Genomic DNA, 16388 nt, shown 5'->3' on the forward strand with positions numbered 1-16388 from the left:
GCCGGCCGGCGCGCTCGCCGCGGCCTGGGAGGAGATCTTCGCGCCGCGCCCCGAGGACCGGATCGTCACCAGCGGACGCTGGTACCGCGGGCCGGTCGTCGACGGGCGCATCATGCCCGGGCCCGACCACGCGCTGCCGGCACCCGACGTGCCCGTGCTGTCGGTCCACACCAGCACCGAGGGCTCCTTCTACACCGGACCCGCCTCCCCCCAGCCCCTGCCCGCGCCGCGGGACGCCGTCGCTCTGCGGCGGGCCGTGCGCGATGTGCTGCGGCTCGTGCGGCCGGAGGCGGGCGACGACCTCGCCGACGCCTGCACCCTCGCCTACCGGGACGCCGCACGGGACGCCGCCCTGCCCGGCGATCCGCTGTCGCTGTGGACGGAGATCTGGGGTGACGCGCTGTTCCGGCACCAGATCGTCCGGTCCGCCGAGCGCCATGCCCGTCTGGGCGCGGGCCCCCTGTACGCCATGGAGTTCGCCCACCCGGCGCTGGCGCCGCACTTCGGCACCCCGCACGAGGCGACCTCACCGTTCCTGTTCGGCACCCACCGGCTCCCGCAGTTCGCGCCCGTCGCCGGCGCGGGCCCCGTGGAGAGGCTGCTGTCGGACATCCTCATCGACGCCGTGGCGGCCTTCGCCCGTACCTCCGTGCCCGACACCCCCAACACCTGCGGCTGGCCGCCGTTCACGCCCGACGCGCCCAGCACCCTGGTCCTGGGCGGTCCTGGCATCGCCGAGATCACGCACACCCCCAAGCTCGCCCAGCTCGGGTTCTGGGACGCGGTGGGCTGGACGCCCCGTTTCTGACCCGGCCGCCCCGTGCCGCCCCCGGCCGGGCCCTTCGACCTTCTCCCCGATCGTGCGAACACCGCGGCAGCCATGCCGTGTTCTCTCCCCACCGTCCGTATTCCCTGTCTGGAGACATCCGTGGACTATCCACTGCTCGACCTCGAATGGAAGATCGCCCCTCAGCAGCCGGTCTGGGACGACCCGGCGCAGGTGAGCCGGGTCCGGTCGGATCTGGCGAGCCGGCCCGCGCTGGTGCGCGCGGACGACGTCCGTGCCCTGCGCGGCCACCTGGCCCGGGTGGCGGCCGGCGAGGCCCTGGTGGTGCAGGCCGGGGACTGCGCCGAGGACCCCGACGAATGCACCGCCGAGCACGTCGCGCGCAAGGCGGCCGTGCTCGACCTGCTGGCCGGGGCGCTGCGGCTGGTCACCGGCAAGCCGGTGATACGGGTGGGCCGTATCGCGGGACAGTTCGGCAAGCCGCGCTCGAAACCGACCGAGCTGATCGGCGGCGTCGAACTGCCCGTCTACCGCGGCCACATGGTCAACAACCCCGAGCCCACCCCCGAGGGGCGCCGCCCCGATCCGTTGCGCCTGCTGACCGGGTACATGGCGGCCGACGAGATCATGCACCACCTGAACTGGCACCGCGCCCGCGGCACGGACCTCATCGACCCCGCTGTCTGGACCAGCCATGAGGCCCTGCTCCTCGACTACGAAGTGCCCCTGCTGCGGCACGAGAGCGACGGACTGGTGCTGTCCTCGACGCACTGGCCGTGGATCGGAGAGCGCACCCGCCGGCCCGAGGGCGCGCACGTCGCCCTGCTCACCGGCGTGGTCAACCCGGTGGCCTGCAAGGTCGGCCCGGGCATCACCCCGGAGGAACTGCTGGATCTGTGCCGGCGCCTGGACCCGCGGCGCGAACCGGGACGGCTCACCCTCATCGCCCGCATGGGCGCCGACGCGGTGGCCGACGCCCTGCCCCCGCTGGTCGAGGCCGTACGCAAGGCGGGCCACCCGGTGATCTGGCTGACCGACCCCCTGCACGGCAACACCGTCACCACCCCGGGAGGGTTCAAGACCCGCTACGTGGAGGCGGCCGAACGCGAGGTCGTCGCCTTCCACCACGCGGTGACCGCGGGCGGCGGCATCGCCGGCGGCCTGCACCTGGAGACGACGCCGGACGCGGTCATGGAGTGCGTCAGCGACGCGCGGGCCGCCGGCCTCGTCGGTGACGCCTACCAGAGCCTGTGCGACCCGCGGCTCAACGTCAGCCAGGGCATCTCCGTGGTGTCCGCCTGGCAGTCGTGAGCGGCCGCACCGAACAGCCCCTGCCCGCACGGCATGTGAAGGAGAGGCACGACATGGAGAACAGACTGGCGCTGGTCACCGGAGCCGCCGGCGGTATCGGCGCCGCCGTCGCCCGTGTCCTGGGTGAACAGGGCACCGCGGTGGCCGCGGTCGACCGCGATGCCGCCCAGCTCGGCGAGATGATCGAGAAACTGGGCGCGGACGGGCTGCCGGTGGCGCCGTTCCCGGCGGACGTGACCGACAGCCGGGCGGTGGACGAGGTCGTCGCCGAGATCGAAGCGCGCCTGGGCCCCATCGACTTCCTCGTCAACGCGGCGGGGGTGCTGCGCCTGGGCGAGGTGTCCACCTTCAGCGACGACGACTGGAACAGCACCTTCGCCGTCAACACCACGGGCGTCTTCCATCTCTCACGCGCCGTCGTCGCCCGTATGGTGCCGCGCGGCCGCGGGGCGGTGGTCACCGTCGCCTCCAACGCCGCCGCCACCCCCCGGACCGGAATGGCGGCGTACGCCGCCTCCAAGGCGGCGGCGGAGATGTTCACCAAGAGCCTGGGCCTGGAGGTGGCCCGGCACGGCATCCGCTGCAACATCGTCGCCCCCGGCTCCACCGACACCCCGATGCTGAGCTCCATGTGGCAGGACGAATCCGGTCCGCGCGCCACCGTCGCCGGGAACCTCGACGCCTTCCGCGTCGGCATCCCGCTGGGCAAGCTCGCCCAGCCGGGCGACGTCGCGCGCGCCGTGGCCTTCCTCCTGTCCGACCAGGCCTCCCACATCACCCTGCACACCCTGACCGTCGACGGCGGCGCGGCGCTCGGCGCCTAGCCCTGTGCCGCAGCACGGTTTTGTCGCCGCCGGCCGCGCCTGACGCGGCGGCGGGCGGCGCACACCGCGGAGAAAGGAACCGAGACCACCATGGCCGGACTTCCGACCATCGAGTCGTACCCCCTGCCCTCCTCGTCACAGCTGCCGGCGAACACCGCGCCGTGGAGCGTGGACCCGGCACGCGCGGTGCTCCTCGTCCACGACATGCAGCGCTACTTCCTCGAGCCGTTTCCCGAGCCGCTGCGCAGCCAGCTCGTGGCGAACGCGGCCCATTTGCGCGAAGAGTGCGCCCGGCTCGGCATCCCCGTCGCCTACACCGCCCAGCCCGGCGGCATGAGCGCCCACCAGCGGGGCCTGCTCAAGGACTTCTGGGGCCCGGGCATGCGTCCCGCCCCGGCCGACCGTGCCGTGGTCGACGCCCTGGCCCCCCGCCAGGGGGACTGGCTGGTGACCAAGTGGCGCTACAGCGCCTTCCACCACACCGACCTGCTCACCCGGATGCGTTTCCACCAGCGTGACCAGCTCCTGGTCTGCGGGGTCTACGCCCACGTCGGCGTGCTCATCACGGCCGTGGAGGCGTTCAGCCACGACATCGAGACGTTCGTGATCGCCGACGCCGTCGCCGACTTCACCGAGAGCCAGCACCGGATGGCCCTGGAGTACGCGGCCGCGCGCTGCGCGGTCGTCACCACCGCCAAGGAGGCCCTGTCATGACCGGCACCCGCCCCGAGGGGCCGCCCAACGCCACGCTCCTCGACGAGATCCTCGGCGCCGAACCCGGCCCGTTCGCCCTGCTGCACCGGCCCGAGGCGAACGGCCCCCAGCTGGTCGACATCCTCGTCGGCGAGGTGTCGCACCCCCAGACCCTGTCCGACATCCCGCTGCCCGAGCCCGGGAGCGCGGAGGGCCCCCGCCACGACGTGCTCGCCCTCGTGCCCTACCGGCAGATCACCGAGCGGGGTTTCACCGCCCACGACGACAACACCCCCCTGGTGGCCCTCAGCATCACCCGGCAGGAGAGCGCCGGCCTGGGCACCGTGCTCGCACGGCTGCCCGAGGAGAACATCCGTACCTCGGGCGCCCACTTCGACGTGGACGACGACGCCTACGCCGAGACCGTCCGCCGCATCATCGCCGACGAGATCGGCACCGGCGAGGGCGCGAACTTCGTCATCAAGCGGACCTTCGTCCTGGACATCGGCGCATACTCCCCGCGCAGCGCCCTGACCCTCTTCAAGCGGCTCCTTCAGCGCGAGAAGGGCGCGTACTGGACGTTCGTCGTGCACACCGGAACGCGCACCCTGGTCGGTGCCACACCCGAGCGGCACATCAGCGTGCAGGACGGCACGGCCGTGATGAACCCGATCTCCGGCACCTACCGCTACCCGGCCTCCGGCCCCACCCTGCCCGAGGTGATGGACTTCCTCGCCGACCGCAAGGAGACCGACGAGCTGTACATGGTGGTGGACGAGGAACTGAAGATGATGGCCCGGATCTGCCCGGACGGCGGCCGGGTCAGCGGCCCCTTCCTCAAGGAGATGGCCCGTCTGGCCCATACTGAGTACTTCATCGAAGGACGCACCGCCATCGACCCGCGGGACGTGCTGCGCGAGACGATGTTCGCGCCGACGGTCACCGGTTCCCCGCTGGAGAGCGCCTGCCGGGTCATCGGCCGCTACGAGCACAGCGGCCGCGGCTACTACAGCGGCGTGGTCGCCCTGATGGGCCGCGACGCGGCGGGCGGGTTCGCCCTGGACTCCGCGATCTGCATCCGCACCGCCGACATCGACGCGGCCGGGCAGGTCCGCATCGGTGTCGGAGCCACGCTGGTACGCCACTCCGATCCGCTGTCGGAGGTGGCCGAGACCCGGGCCAAGGCCGCCGGGCTGCTCGCCGCGCTGGAGGGGCAGGGCCCGACCCGGTTCGCCGCCCATCCCGAGGTGCGCAGGGCGCTGGAGCAGCGCAACGAGACCATCGCCGGGTTCTGGCTCGCAGGCGGCCCGCCGGCCGCCGAACGGCCGCTGCCGCCCGGGCTGAAGGTCCTCGTGGTGGACGCGGAGGACACCTTCACCTCGATGATCGGGCACCAGCTGCACTCCCTGGGGCTGCAGGTGACGGTGAAACGGTTCGACGAGCCCTACCGGCTCGCCGGCCACGATTTGGTGGTGATGGGCCCGGGCCCCGGCGACCCGGGCGATCTCTCCCACCCCAAGATCGCCCACCTGGACCGCACGATCACCACACTGCTCAAGGAGCAGCGGCCGTTCCTGGCGATCTGCCTGAGCCACCAGGTGCTCAGCCGCCGTCTCGGCCTGGACCTGCGGCGCAGAGCCGTCCCCAACCAGGGTGTCCAGCGTGACATCGACCTGTTCGGCCGGCGCGAACGGGTCGGCTTCTACAACACGTTCGCGGCCGTGAGCTGCGAGGACAAGACGGAGACGGACGCGGCCGGGGTCGTGGAGATCGCCCGGGACACCGAGAGCCTCGAGGTCCACGCGCTGCGCGGCGCGCGGTTCGCGTCGATGCAGTTCCATCCGGAGTCCGTACTGACCCAGAACGGTGTCGGGATCACCGGCGACCTCGTGCACGGTCTGCTGGCCGGCTCCCGCCTGGCCGTGGCCGACTGACCACCGCTGTCGGCGGCCGGGCTTTGCCCCCGACCGGACGCCCTCGGGACCATCTGCTGCGGGAGGACCGAACTCTCAACCGAAGGGTCACACATGATCACCACGGGTACGGCTCGCTCAACCCGCAGGCCCGCCGGCATCGCGATCCTGGGCACGGGTTCCTGTCTGCCCTCCCATGCGGTCGGCAACGACGAGGTCGCCGCCGCCGCCGGGGTCAGCGGCGAATGGATCCACCGCAAGACCGGAATACGCAACAGGCGCCGGGCCAAACCGGACGAGGCGACGTCCGACCTGGCCGTCGCCGCGGGCCGGGCCGCGCTGGAGGCCGCCGGCATCACCGCCGCGGACCTCTCGCTGATCATCGTGGCGACCTCGACGCCCGACTCGCCGCAGCCGCCCACCGCCTGTGTGGTGGCCGACGGCCTCGGCGCGGGCCACGGGCCCGCCGCCTTCGACGTCAACGCCGTCTGCAGCGGCTTCGTCTTCGCACTGAACACGGCCGCGCACATCCTGGCGGGCTCCGACTCCCCCTACGCGCTGGTCATCGGCGCGGACATCTACTCCCGCATCCTGGACCCCGCCGACCGGCGCACCGCCATCCTCTTCGGGGACGGAGCCGGAGCGGTGGTGCTGGGCCCGGCCCGGCCCGCCCGCGGCCTGCTGGCCGGACAACTGGCGGGGTTCGGCGCCGAGCGCGACCTGATCGAGGTGCCCGCCGGAGGCAGCCGCCTGCCGGCGACGCCCGAGACCCTCGCCCAGGGCCTGCACTACTTCACCATGAACGGGCGCGGTGTGCGCGAGTTCGTCGATGCCACGGTCGCCCCGGCCATCGGGGCCTTCGTGACCGGCGCGGGCTTCTGCATCGAAGACATCGACCACTTCGTACCGCACCAGGCCAACGGGCGCATGCTCGAGGACCTTTCGGCCTCGCTCGGCGTCCCGGCCGGCCGCACACGGCTCAGCTACGAGGACTTCGGCAACACCGGAGCCGCCTCGGTCCCCATCACCCTCGACCTCGCGGCCCGCTCGGGACGGCTGAGCGACGGAAACCTCATCCTGCTGGCCGGCTTCGGCGGCGGCATGGCCATGGGCCTGTCACTGCTGCGCTGGCAGCGCAACCACCCCTCACACAGCACCCCGCACGTCTAAGGAGACGGTGATGCCGGACAACATCATGGACGACTACCTGCGCCGGATCGAAGCGGACCGGCCGCACCGCGCGGACCTGGCAGGACTCCGTCACCTGATGGAGCGTCATATCCTGTCGGTCCCCTTCGAGAACCTCGACTACCACCTCGGGGAAGACATCTTCATGGACGAACGCGTCCTGGAGAAGATCGTCCGCAAGAACCGGGGCGGCGGCTGCTACGAAGTCAACCCCGCCCTGTCGTTCCTGCTGACCTCGCTCGGCTACGAGCTCGACATCCTGCCGGGCTGGGTGCACCGCCCCGACGGGCTCGGCCCCTTCCTGGGCCACCTGGCGCTGCGCGTCAGGGCCGACGGACAGGACTGGCTGGTCGACGTCGGCTTCGGCCGCAACAGCCGCTTCCCGCTGAACCTGGCCTCCCGCGAGGTGCAGCACGACCCGCACGGCGACTACCAGCTGCACGACGCGGGCGACGGCGTCGTCGACGTGTACCTCGGCGGCAAGCCCCTCTACCGGGTCGCGGACCGGCCGGTGCAGATCGCCGACTTCGCCCCGACCCTGTGGTGGTACCGCACCTCGCCCGACTCCTCGTTCCTGCAGGGCCTGTTCTGCTCCATCCGCACCCCCGACGGCCTGGTCACCCTCAAGGGCAACGCCCAGATCAGCATGGTCGCGGGCGAGGAGCGCTCCAAGCACACCCTCGAGGGCGAGAGCGAGGCACTTCAGGCCTACGAGAAGTACTTCGGCATCCACCTGGACCGGCTGCCCGACCGGCCCGCCGGCGGCGTCACCGCCGGCGTGCGGACGGACTGAAGAGCGATGAGCGAGATCACCACCACCGGCCCGCCCGACATCGACGTACTGGTCGTCGGCGGCGGGCCCACCGGCCTGCTGACGGCCGTGGAACTGCTGCGCCGCGGCATACGGGTGCGGGTCATCGACCGTGCCCGGGCCGCGTCGACGACACCGAAGGCACTGTCGGTGTGGCCCCGCGCCCTGGACATCCTCCAGGACGCCGGGCTCGGCGATGCCGTCCACCGCGAGTCCCTGCGCATCAACCGGCTCAGCTACTTCTCCGACCGCAAGCCGCTCGCCTCCTTCCCCCTGGAGGAGGACACCGCCTGCCGGGTGCTGCCGCAGCACGTGACCGAGCGCCTGCTCGCCGAGCGTCTGGCCGAACTCGGCGGCAAGGTGGAGCGCGGGGTGCGGCTGCTGGCCCTGGAAGGGGTGGACTTCTCCGGCGACCTCGCCGCCACCGACGGTGTCACGGCCGTCGTGGAGCTGGCCGACGGCAGCGTCGGCCGCATCCGGGCGCCCTACGTGGTCGGCGCCGACGGGGCCGGCAGCGCGGTCCGCGGCCAGCTCGGCATCGGCTTTTCGGGCAGTACCTACGAGATGGCGTTCGCGCTCGTCGACGCGCGGACCGAGGGCGACCTCCCGCGAGACGAGTGCCTGTTCTACCAGGCGGCCGGCGGCGCCCTGGTCGTGGTGCCGATGCCCGGCGGCATCCACCGCTTCCTGTCCGTCATGCCGCAGGGCCGGCGTGAGGTCTCCCTGGAGCTGATGCAGGAGATCCTCGACGAGCGGGGGCCGCGCGGGGTACGGCTGACCGAGGCGGTGTGGCAGGCCGTCTTCCGCGTACACGCCCGTCACGCGTCCGACTTCAGCGTCGGGCGCGTCTTCCTGGCCGGCGACGCCGCGCACGTGCACAGCCCGGCCGGCGGCCAGGGCATGAACAACGGCCTGCAGGACGCCCAGAACCTCGCCTGGAAACTGGCCGCCGTCATCCGCGGCGCCTCACCGGCCTCCCTCCTGGCCAGTTACGGCACGGAGCGCTCCGAGGCCACCCGCCAGATCGTGCGCGACACCGACCTGCAGACCCGCGCCTGGGTGGCCCGCAGCCCGGCCAAGGTGCTCGCCCGGGACACCGCCTTCAAACTGCTCGACCGCAGCGGCGTGGTGTCGCGGTACTACACGCCGGTGATGGCCGGCCGGCGTCTGGCCTACCCGCCGGTGCGTGCCACCCAGCGGCCCTCGGGGCCAGCCGGCTGCCGGGTCCTTGGCCGGATCCCGGGCGGCCTGCAGGAGGGCGCGGTCTTCCCGCGGCGGGCAGCCCTCGCCCACCACATCAGCGGCCCCGGCACCGATCCGCACGGCTGGACCCTGGTCCTCGCCCCGCCCTCGGACTCCTGGCGCACCGAGGCCGGGCACGTCGCCGCCCGCTACGGACGGCTGCTGCGCACGGTGGTGCTGCGCCGCCCGGAGAGCGCCCTGGCCACCGGCTGCCGCCGTGCGGGCTACTGGCTGGTGCGGCCGGACGGGCACATCGCCGCGCACGGCCACGAGGCCGACCTCGGCCGTCTGGAGGCGGAGCTGAAAGCGTCCCTGACGGCCCGGCCGGCCGCCCCGAACGCGACCTGACATTAAAAGAAGCGCGGCCTTCACCGCGGACATCGTCGATGCGTAATGTCCAGGACATGAAGCTGAGAGAGGGCGTGGAATGGGCGGTGCACTGCTGCATCAACCTGTCCTGGCTCTCTCCTGACAAGGTGGTGCCGGCGGCCAGACTGGCAGCGTTCCACGCTCTGCCGCCGGCCTACCTGAACAAGCAGATGAACGCACTGGGACGAGCCGGCATCGTCTCGTCCCGCTCCGGCCCCCGTGGCGGATACCGGCTCGGCCGAAAGCCGGACGACATCAGCCTGATGGACGTGGCCACGGCCATCGACGGTGCGGCACGGGCCTTTCTGTGCACGGGAATCCGTCACAACGGCCCGGCCGGCCGGCTCGCCGACGCGGCCGGCCGGCGCACCCCCTGCACCGTGGCCCAGGCCTTCGCCGGCGCGGAACTGGCCTGGCGGCACCGGCTCGCGGGCCGGACGATCGCCGAGCTGGCGGACACCGTGCGACAGGCCGACCCCGCAGCACCGCACCACGTACGCAACTGGTTCGACCAGGACTGAGTGCACCCCCCGCACCACGCGCCGGGCTGTTCGTTCCCGGCGCGGCGCCCCGCGCGCCCCTCCCTTTTTTTCCGACCCCTGTAGTGAAAGGCACAGTCATGCCGTCTTCGGCCACAGGCGCCGCCCCCGAGGCATCGCGCCGGCGCCCCGGACTCCTCCTGGCGCTGCTGGCGTTCGCCCAGCTGATCATCTCCATCGACTACAACATCGTGTATGTCGCGCTCCCCGAGATCGGTGACGCTCTCGGGTTCACCTCCCAGACCCTGCAGTGGGTGATCAGCGCCTACGCGGTCGCCTTCGGCGGGTTCCTGCTGCTCGGCGGCCGGGCCTGCGACCTGTGGGGGCCGCGCCGCATCTTCGTCCTGGGACTGGCCCTGTACGGGGTGTCCTCGCTGGCCGGCGGCCTGGCCACCGAGCCTGCCGTGCTGATGGCGGCCCGGGCGGTGCAGGGCATCGGCGGCGCGTTCCTCTTCCCCGCGACGCTGACGCTGGTGTCCACCAAGTTCGCCGAGGGCAAGGAGCGCAACCGCGCCTTCGCCGTGTGGGGCACGGCCGGCGGTTCCGGCATGATCCTGGGCTCGCTGCTGGGCGGTGTGCTGACCGAGGCGTTCGGCTGGGAGTCCGTCTTCTACGTCAACGTCCCCCTCGCCGTCATCGCCATCCTGTTCGCCTTCCCGCTGATCTCCCGCGACACGCTGAGCAGTTCGGGCCGCTCCTTCGACCTGGCCGGCGCGCTCACCGCCACCGTCGGTACCACCTCCGTCGTCTTCGCCCTGGTGCAGGGCCCGGAGTCGGGCTGGGGCTCGTCGGTCATCGTCGGCGCGCTCGTCCTGGGCGCCGCGCTGCTGGCGGCGTTCTTCGTCATCGAGAAGAACAGCAAGGACCCGCTGATGCCGCTGCGGCTGTTCGGCAACCGGAACCTGAGCACCGGCGCGGCGGTCACCTTCTTCTACATGGCGACGTTCGGCTCCCTGCTGTACTTCCTGACCGTCTACTTCCAGGGCGTGCACGGCTACAACGCGCTGGAGACGGGACTGGCGTTCCTGGTCCCCATGGTCGCCATCTCCATCGGCGCCCAGACCGCCGGCCGTCTGGCCACGAGGTTCGGTCTGCGCGCCATCATGATCGCCAGCCTGCTGGTGGGTCTGGCCGGCACGGTGATCGTCGGTCTGACGCTGGCGACCGACGGCTCCTACGTCTCCCTGATCCCCGGCATGGTCGTCCTGGGTCTGGGCCAGGGCGCCGGCTACACCCTGATGTTCGGCGCGGCCACGGTCGGTGTGGACCCGATGGAGCAGGGCATCGCCTCCGGTATGGCCTCCACCACGCAGCAGATCGGCGGTGCGGTCGGTCTCGCCGTCCTCGTCGCCGTCGCCAACTCCGGTCTGGAGGGTCTGCAGGGCGAGGCGCTGCGCGCGGCCACCAACGACGGTCTGCGCACGGCGGTGTTCATCGCCGCGGTCGGTATCGCGCTGACCGCGCTGATCTCCCTGGGGCTGCAGAAGCCGGCCAAGGGGCGGGCCGTGGCCGGGGGTTCGGCCGCGACCGCCGCGAGTGAGGAGCCGCAGACCGCTCAGGTCTGACCCCCATCTCCGGCGCACCCCATCCGGGTGCGCCGGCTGCCGGCCCCTCGCACTGTTTCGTTCCCCCGCGGGTGCGGGGGTTCGGCATTTCCGCGGACAGATTCAACGCCGGCGCCCGGGGACTTGACGCATATCGGGCCGTTCGATTGCCGGGGCTGCGGCATCCCCCGCAGGATCGGTGTATGTCGAAATTATCGGTTGCCGAAGTGCCTTCGGCGACGTCACGGACAGCCCCGTTCGCCGCGACCGTGACGACCGTGTCCCTCATGGGCGTGCTCGTGGTCGGACAGATGTACGTCACCATTCCGCTCATGCCCGAACTCGCCGCCGCCTGGGGTGTGCGGACGGAGTCGGCAGCGCTGTCGACCACGGCGTTCGCGTTCGCCCACGCGGCGGGGTCGCTCATCAGCGGCCCGCTGGCCACCCGCTGGGGGCGGCGTACCGTCATGGTCACCAGCGTCCTGGCCATGGCCGTGGTCACGGCCCTGCTGCCGCTGGTGACGTCGCTGGGCACCGGAGTCGCGCTGCGCGCCCTGCAGGGGCTGTTCGCGGGCTCGTTCATCCCCATGTCGTACGCGTATCTGCATGCCCGCATGGCCCCGCACCGGGTCGCCCTGGCCCTGACCGTGGTCTCCGCCTGCATGGGCGCCACCGTGGTGATCGGGCAGGCCGAGGCCCAGCTCGTGGCGTCGCTGTTCGGCTGGACGTGGGTGTTCTGGGGGACCGTGCCTTTGCTGCTGGTCGGTGCCGCCGTCTCCTGGCGTGTGCTGCTGCCCCAGGAGCGCGGGGACGCCGGCCGGGCGGAGCCGGCCGCGGGCTCCGGGCTGCGGGCCGTCCTGGGCGGGCGGATGGTCACGCTGTACCTGGTCATCATGGTCGGCGCGGCGAGCCTCACGGCCGCCTACACCGGTGTGCAGCTCCACGGCCCCGCAGGCATGGCGGACGACGGCCCGGCCCTGCTGGCGCTGCGCGCCAGCGCCCTGCCGGCGCTGCTGGCCGCCGTCCTGCTCGCCCCGGCCCTGAGCCGGTTCTCCGCGGCGCGCCGGGCGGGCGGGGCCCTGGTGGTCACCACCGCTGCGATGCTGGCCGCGGCGGGGGGCGCCGACAGCGCCCTGGCCCTGGGAGCCGCCCTGTTCGCGTTCATGGCGGGGTTCTCCACGCTCGGTCCGGCGCTCATCCAGAGCGTCGGCGCCCGGGCGGGGGCCGCGCAGACCACCGCGATCGCGGTGTACGGCTTCACCCTCAACGTCGGGGCCGGCGCCGGCGCCCAGCTCGCCGTCGGCTTCTCGGACTTCTCCTCGCTGGCGCTGTTCCTGGCCCTGGCGCTGGCGGCCGCCACCGCCGGTGTCCTGCGCGCCTCCCGCACGACCTGACGCACTCGCGGGCACTTCGTTGCCGCCGTGCCGGGCGGTCGGCCACGATGCCGAACGTCCCCGCACTCCAAGCCGATTCACCGGCTACGCCCAGGGAGCCACCCACATGACCAACGTCGCCGTCATCTACTACTCGTCCACCGGTTCCACCCACCGGCTCGCCCGGGCCGCGGCCGACGCCGCCGCCGAACAGGGCGCCGAGGTACGGCTGCGCCGGGTGCCGGAGACCGCCGCCACGGGGCGGCCCGGCTCCGACGAGCACGCGGCCGACGCCCTGGAGATAGCCGAGGCGTGTGTGGCGGACCTGGAGTGGGCCGACGCCATCCTGCTCGGCACGCCCGTCCACTTCGGGCTCGCCGCGCCGCAGCTGATGCAGTTCATCAACACCTCCTCGTCGCTGTCGATCCACGGCGGGCTGCTGGACAAGGCCGTCTCCGCCTTCGCCTCCGGCTCCGCCGAGCACGGCGGGCAGGTGACGGCGATCCTCGCGCTGCACAACGCCATCTGCCACTGGGGGTCGGTCATCGTCGCCACCGGCTCCGCCGATCCGGTGCTGTACGAGAAGAACAACGGCAACCCGTACGGCGCGAGCACCGTGGCCGGCAACCGCATCGGTTTCATCCACGACGAGAACGTCGGTGCCATCGCCTACCAGACCCGCCGCACCCTCCATGTCGCGGCGGCCCTGAAGGCCGCCGCACCTGTCCGGGCCGCCGTCTGAGGACCATCTGACCAGAACGCTTGAAGGAGAGAACATGGCAGTCAGCGACCCGGCCACGCTGCCCCAGACCTTCGTCGAGGCCTTCAACGCCAAGGACCTCGCCGCCATCGACCGGCTCTTCGAACCCGGGGCGGTGCGTGTGCTGCGACCGGGCGTGGTGGTGAGCGGTGACGGCCGCCGGCAGGCGACCAGCAGTTTCCTGGCCCTGGGGGTGCCGATCGAGATCAGTCTGCGGCACACCTATGTGTACGACGACACGGCGCTGCTGATCGGTGACTTCGTCATCGACGGCGCCGGCCCGGACGGCGAGCGGGTGTACATCGAGGGCACCGCCACCGACGTCGCCCGCCGCGGGCCGGACGGACTGTGGCGCTACATCATCGACAACCCGCCCGGTGTGGAGGCCGGTGGCGCCTGAGCCGCGGGCCGGGGGAGGCGGCTTGCGCCGGGACGGGCCGGTACCTGACGGACTATGGGAATGAAGTCGCTGCCCGGCCGGGCCCCGCGACACGATGGGGCATGCACCGGCAGCCGGAAGGACGGCGCGGGCACCGAATCCGATGAGGGAGCAGTACGTCCATGACCAATGTCGCCATCGTCTATTACTCGGCCACCGGGAACATCCACAAGCTGGCTGTCGCCGCTGCCGAGGCGGCGGAGAAGGCGGGTGCGGAGGTGCGGCTGCGCCGGGTCGCGGAGATCACCGGTGAGCCGCTCGCGCCCAACTACAAGGAATGGAGCCAGGCGAACACCGAGCACGTCGCCGCCAGCCGGGACGTCGCGGTGGCCGAGATCGGCGACCTGGACTGGGCCGACGCCGTCGTCTGGGGCACTCCGGGCCGCTACGGCCTGCTCGCCGGCCCGCTCAAGCACTTCATCGACCAGACCTTCGAACTGCACGCCCGGCGTGGGCTGATGAACAAGGCGATGTCCGCGTTCACCTCGACGGGCACCCAGCACGGCGGCCAGGAGTCCACCCTGCTGTCGCTGAGCAACGTCTTCTACCACTGGGGGGCCGTGATCGTGCCGCCCGGCGTGACCGACGACATCCTGCTCGCACCGAGCAACGGCAACCCCTACGGGGTCAGCGCCACGTCGGGCCTGCAGGCCATTCCCGGTCACCTCGCGCAGAACGTCACCGACGACAACCTCGCCGCCGTCGGCTACCAGACCGTACGCACCATGAAGGTGGCCGAGGCGCTCAGGCAGGGGCTGTAGGAGGACTGCCGAAGAGACGCCGAGGAGGCCGGATCCGTGCACCGCACGGATCCGGCCTCCTCCCTTTTCTCCCCGGCTTCTCCCCCGGTTTCTTCCCCGGCTTCTCGCCGGTATTGGTTCCGCGCGTATTCGCGAGATGACGCATTAAGCGGCTTTTTCTGTTCTGTGGCCCTCTGGTGTGCGAGGTTTTCGGGGGGAGTTCTTATTTTCCGTGTTCCGGTTCACCAGAGGAAGAGTCCTTATGTTCAAGGTTCCGAAGAGCAAGAAGTTCCTCTACCTCGGGGTCGTCTCCGAGCGCGCTGCCCAGAAGTTCGGCACCACTCCGATCTCACTCGACCACGACCTTGAGGCCTTCCCCTCGGCGGGACAGAAACTGACCGTCGCGGAGTTCGCCGGGCATGTGGCCGAGACGGCCAACCGGTTGTGGGCCGCCGGCGTGCGGCCCAGCGAGCACGTGGCCGTGTACAAGACGTCGAACTTCGACATCACCGTGCTGGCCTGCGGTGCGGCCCGGATCGGCGCGGTGCCGGTCATGCTCTCCCCGCACCTGGACGGGGAGAGCATCGGCAAGCTGCTCGAACGCCTGGAGCGGCCCACGGTGCTGACCGACGAGGCGAAGCTGGCCGGTGAGCTGGCCGGCCTGCCGCTGGCCGAACTGACCGCGCGGGTCATCACCACCACCGGCTCCCACCCCGGCGCCGTCTCCTTCGCCTCCCTGGCGGGCGCCCCCGAGCGCCGTCCGGTGCTGCTCGGCCCCGACCAGCCGGCGCTGATGACCCACACGTCGGGGACGACCGGCATTCCCAAGCTGGTGGTGCACTCGGCGCGTTCGCTGGGGGCCCGCGGCAACTGGCAGGACAAGGTCGTCTCCTTCATCCGCAAGCGGGAGACCGTGGCGATGCACGTGTCGTACGTGCATTCGCGGATGTATCTGGGCCTGGCGGTGCTGCAGACGCGCGGGATGCCGATGGTGTTCATGAACGACGCCAGCCCGGCGCACGTGGCCGACATCCTGGTCAGGCACCGTCCCGGTGTCCTGGAGACGCACCCCAACTCGTTCCTGGAGTGGGAGGAGATGCTGGACGACCCGCGCCGGCCGGTCTCCAACGTCAAGTACTTCAACAGCACCTTCGACGCGATCCACCCGAGCACGATGCACAAGTTCCTGCACGCCTCGGACCGGCGCAGCCCGGTGTTCCTCCAGGTGTACGGGCAGAGTGAGTGCGGCCCGCTGGCCGCCCGCACCTACCGGCGCCGCAACGCGCTGAAGGCGGACGGCCGCTGCCAGGGCTACCCCACGCCCGGCATGACCAAGTACCGGCTGGTGTCCCGGGGCGGCACTCCCTCCAAGGAGACCCCCGGCTACATCGACGTGGCCACCGCGGGGCGGGCGCTGACGTACTACGGCGAGCAGGAGCGCTTCGACAAGCAGGTCATCGGCGAGTGGTGGCGCGGCGGCGATGTCGGCTACCGCACCCGGTGGGGCTGTCTGCACCTGCTCGACCGCGAGGTCGACGTCATCGAGGGGATCGAGTCCACCCTGGAGGTCGAGGACGCGGTGCTGCACCGGCTGGAGGAGCTGACCGAGCTCGTCGTCGTGCCGGGCCCCGACAAGCGCCCCGTGCCGGTGGTGTGCACCCGCGGCGACGTACCGCTGGACCTTCAGCGCTGGCGGACGGCCGTCGCCGACCAGCCCGCCCTGGGCGCACCCGTGCAGCGTCGCCTCGCGGACCTGCCGCGCACCGCCACCGCGAAGATCCGGCGGCTGGAACTGGCCCGGCAGCTCGCCGAGACCCTCACGGCCCGCCCCGCCGACGCGGGCACGGCAGGCTCC

Annotated in this window: 15 protein-coding genes; all 15 read left to right on the forward strand. The window is 71.9% G+C overall.

The window, feature by feature from the left end; all coding sequences use genetic code 11:
• Positions 1 to 808, forward strand: an 808-nt coding sequence (locus tag AWZ10_RS31100) for a carboxylesterase family protein (RefSeq protein WP_159058403.1), incomplete at its 5' end; no start/stop codon positions are given.
• A gap of 120 nt (positions 809 to 928) precedes the next feature.
• Entirely contained in the window at positions 929 to 2098 is a 1170-nt protein-coding gene (locus tag AWZ10_RS31105; RefSeq protein ID WP_060892624.1) for a 3-deoxy-7-phosphoheptulonate synthase, read from the forward strand.
• A gap of 53 nt (positions 2099 to 2151) precedes the next feature.
• Complete coding sequence (locus AWZ10_RS31110) at positions 2152 to 2922, forward strand: 2,3-dihydro-2,3-dihydroxybenzoate dehydrogenase (protein ID WP_046705295.1); 771 nt, start codon at positions 2152 to 2154, stop codon at positions 2920 to 2922.
• Positions 2923 to 3012: 90 nt separating this feature from the next.
• Entirely contained in the window at positions 3013 to 3636 is a 624-nt protein-coding gene (locus AWZ10_RS31115) for an isochorismatase family protein (protein ID WP_046705291.1), read from the forward strand.
• Positions 3633 to 5549, forward strand: a complete 1917-nt coding sequence (locus AWZ10_RS31120; RefSeq protein ID WP_046705290.1) for an anthranilate synthase family protein — start codon at positions 3633 to 3635, stop codon at positions 5547 to 5549. The genes AWZ10_RS31115 and AWZ10_RS31120 overlap by 4 nt, the downstream gene beginning before the upstream one ends.
• A gap of 93 nt (positions 5550 to 5642) precedes the next feature.
• Complete coding sequence (locus AWZ10_RS31125) at positions 5643 to 6698, forward strand: 3-oxoacyl-ACP synthase III family protein (protein WP_046705289.1); 1056 nt, start codon at positions 5643 to 5645, stop codon at positions 6696 to 6698.
• Between the two features lie 10 nt (positions 6699 to 6708).
• Positions 6709 to 7509, forward strand: a complete 801-nt coding sequence (locus AWZ10_RS31130) for an arylamine N-acetyltransferase family protein (RefSeq protein ID WP_063776344.1) — start codon at positions 6709 to 6711, stop codon at positions 7507 to 7509.
• A 6-nt stretch (positions 7510 to 7515) separates the two neighbouring features.
• Positions 7516 to 9117: an FAD-dependent oxidoreductase gene (locus tag AWZ10_RS31135; protein WP_060892625.1), complete on the forward strand. Its 1602-nt coding sequence runs from the start codon at positions 7516 to 7518 to the stop codon at positions 9115 to 9117.
• A gap of 56 nt (positions 9118 to 9173) precedes the next feature.
• Positions 9174 to 9659, forward strand: coding sequence for an RrF2 family transcriptional regulator (locus AWZ10_RS31140; protein WP_107084529.1), 486 nt, complete (start codon positions 9174 to 9176; stop codon positions 9657 to 9659).
• Positions 9660 to 9757: 98 nt separating this feature from the next.
• The gene (locus AWZ10_RS31145) at positions 9758 to 11242 is read left to right on the forward strand and encodes an MFS transporter (protein ID WP_046705286.1); all 1485 of its coding nucleotides are present in this window, start codon (positions 9758 to 9760) and stop codon (positions 11240 to 11242) included.
• 248 nt (positions 11243 to 11490) lie between these two features.
• Positions 11491 to 12615 carry an MFS transporter gene (locus AWZ10_RS31150; protein ID WP_052769606.1) on the forward strand — a complete coding sequence of 375 codons (1125 nt, stop codon included), beginning with the start codon at positions 11491 to 11493 and terminating at the stop codon, positions 12613 to 12615.
• Between the two features lie 106 nt (positions 12616 to 12721).
• A complete protein-coding gene (locus AWZ10_RS31155) occupies positions 12722 to 13336 on the forward strand; it encodes an NAD(P)H-dependent oxidoreductase (RefSeq protein ID WP_046705284.1) in 615 nt (204 codons plus the stop codon).
• Between the two features lie 34 nt (positions 13337 to 13370).
• Positions 13371 to 13754, forward strand: a complete 384-nt coding sequence (locus AWZ10_RS31160; RefSeq protein WP_046705283.1) for a YybH family protein — start codon at positions 13371 to 13373, stop codon at positions 13752 to 13754.
• A gap of 161 nt (positions 13755 to 13915) precedes the next feature.
• Complete coding sequence (locus AWZ10_RS31165) at positions 13916 to 14554, forward strand: NAD(P)H-dependent oxidoreductase (protein ID WP_046705282.1); 639 nt, start codon at positions 13916 to 13918, stop codon at positions 14552 to 14554.
• 241 nt (positions 14555 to 14795) lie between these two features.
• Positions 14796 to 16388 (forward strand): class I adenylate-forming enzyme family protein (locus AWZ10_RS31170; RefSeq protein ID WP_063809807.1); only part of this gene is annotated, 1593 nt, incomplete at its 3' end.

It is taken from the genome of Streptomyces europaeiscabiei (assembly GCF_001550375.1).
Lineage (GTDB): Bacteria > Actinomycetota > Actinomycetes > Streptomycetales > Streptomycetaceae > Streptomyces > Streptomyces europaeiscabiei.

Excerpts from the sequence above, each read along its gene's own strand:
- AWZ10_RS31165 (WP_046705282.1), top strand. The coding sequence starts at position 13,916 with ATGACCAATGTCGCCATCGTCTATTACTCGGCCACCGGGAACATCCAC.
- AWZ10_RS31125 (WP_046705289.1), top strand. The coding sequence starts at position 5,643 with ATGATCACCACGGGTACGGCTCGCTCAACCCGCAGGCCCGCCGGCATC.
- AWZ10_RS31130 (WP_063776344.1), top strand. The coding sequence starts at position 6,709 with ATGCCGGACAACATCATGGACGACTACCTGCGCCGGATCGAAGCGGAC.
- AWZ10_RS31110 (WP_046705295.1), top strand. The coding sequence starts at position 2,152 with ATGGAGAACAGACTGGCGCTGGTCACCGGAGCCGCCGGCGGTATCGGC.
- AWZ10_RS31160 (WP_046705283.1), top strand. The coding sequence starts at position 13,371 with ATGGCAGTCAGCGACCCGGCCACGCTGCCCCAGACCTTCGTCGAGGCC.
- AWZ10_RS31145 (WP_046705286.1), top strand. The coding sequence starts at position 9,758 with ATGCCGTCTTCGGCCACAGGCGCCGCCCCCGAGGCATCGCGCCGGCGC.
- AWZ10_RS31140 (WP_107084529.1), top strand. The coding sequence starts at position 9,174 with ATGAAGCTGAGAGAGGGCGTGGAATGGGCGGTGCACTGCTGCATCAAC.
- AWZ10_RS31115 (WP_046705291.1), top strand. The coding sequence starts at position 3,013 with ATGGCCGGACTTCCGACCATCGAGTCGTACCCCCTGCCCTCCTCGTCA.
- AWZ10_RS31155 (WP_046705284.1), top strand. The coding sequence starts at position 12,722 with ATGACCAACGTCGCCGTCATCTACTACTCGTCCACCGGTTCCACCCAC.
- AWZ10_RS31120 (WP_046705290.1), top strand. The coding sequence starts at position 3,633 with ATGACCGGCACCCGCCCCGAGGGGCCGCCCAACGCCACGCTCCTCGAC.
- AWZ10_RS31135 (WP_060892625.1), top strand. The coding sequence starts at position 7,516 with ATGAGCGAGATCACCACCACCGGCCCGCCCGACATCGACGTACTGGTC.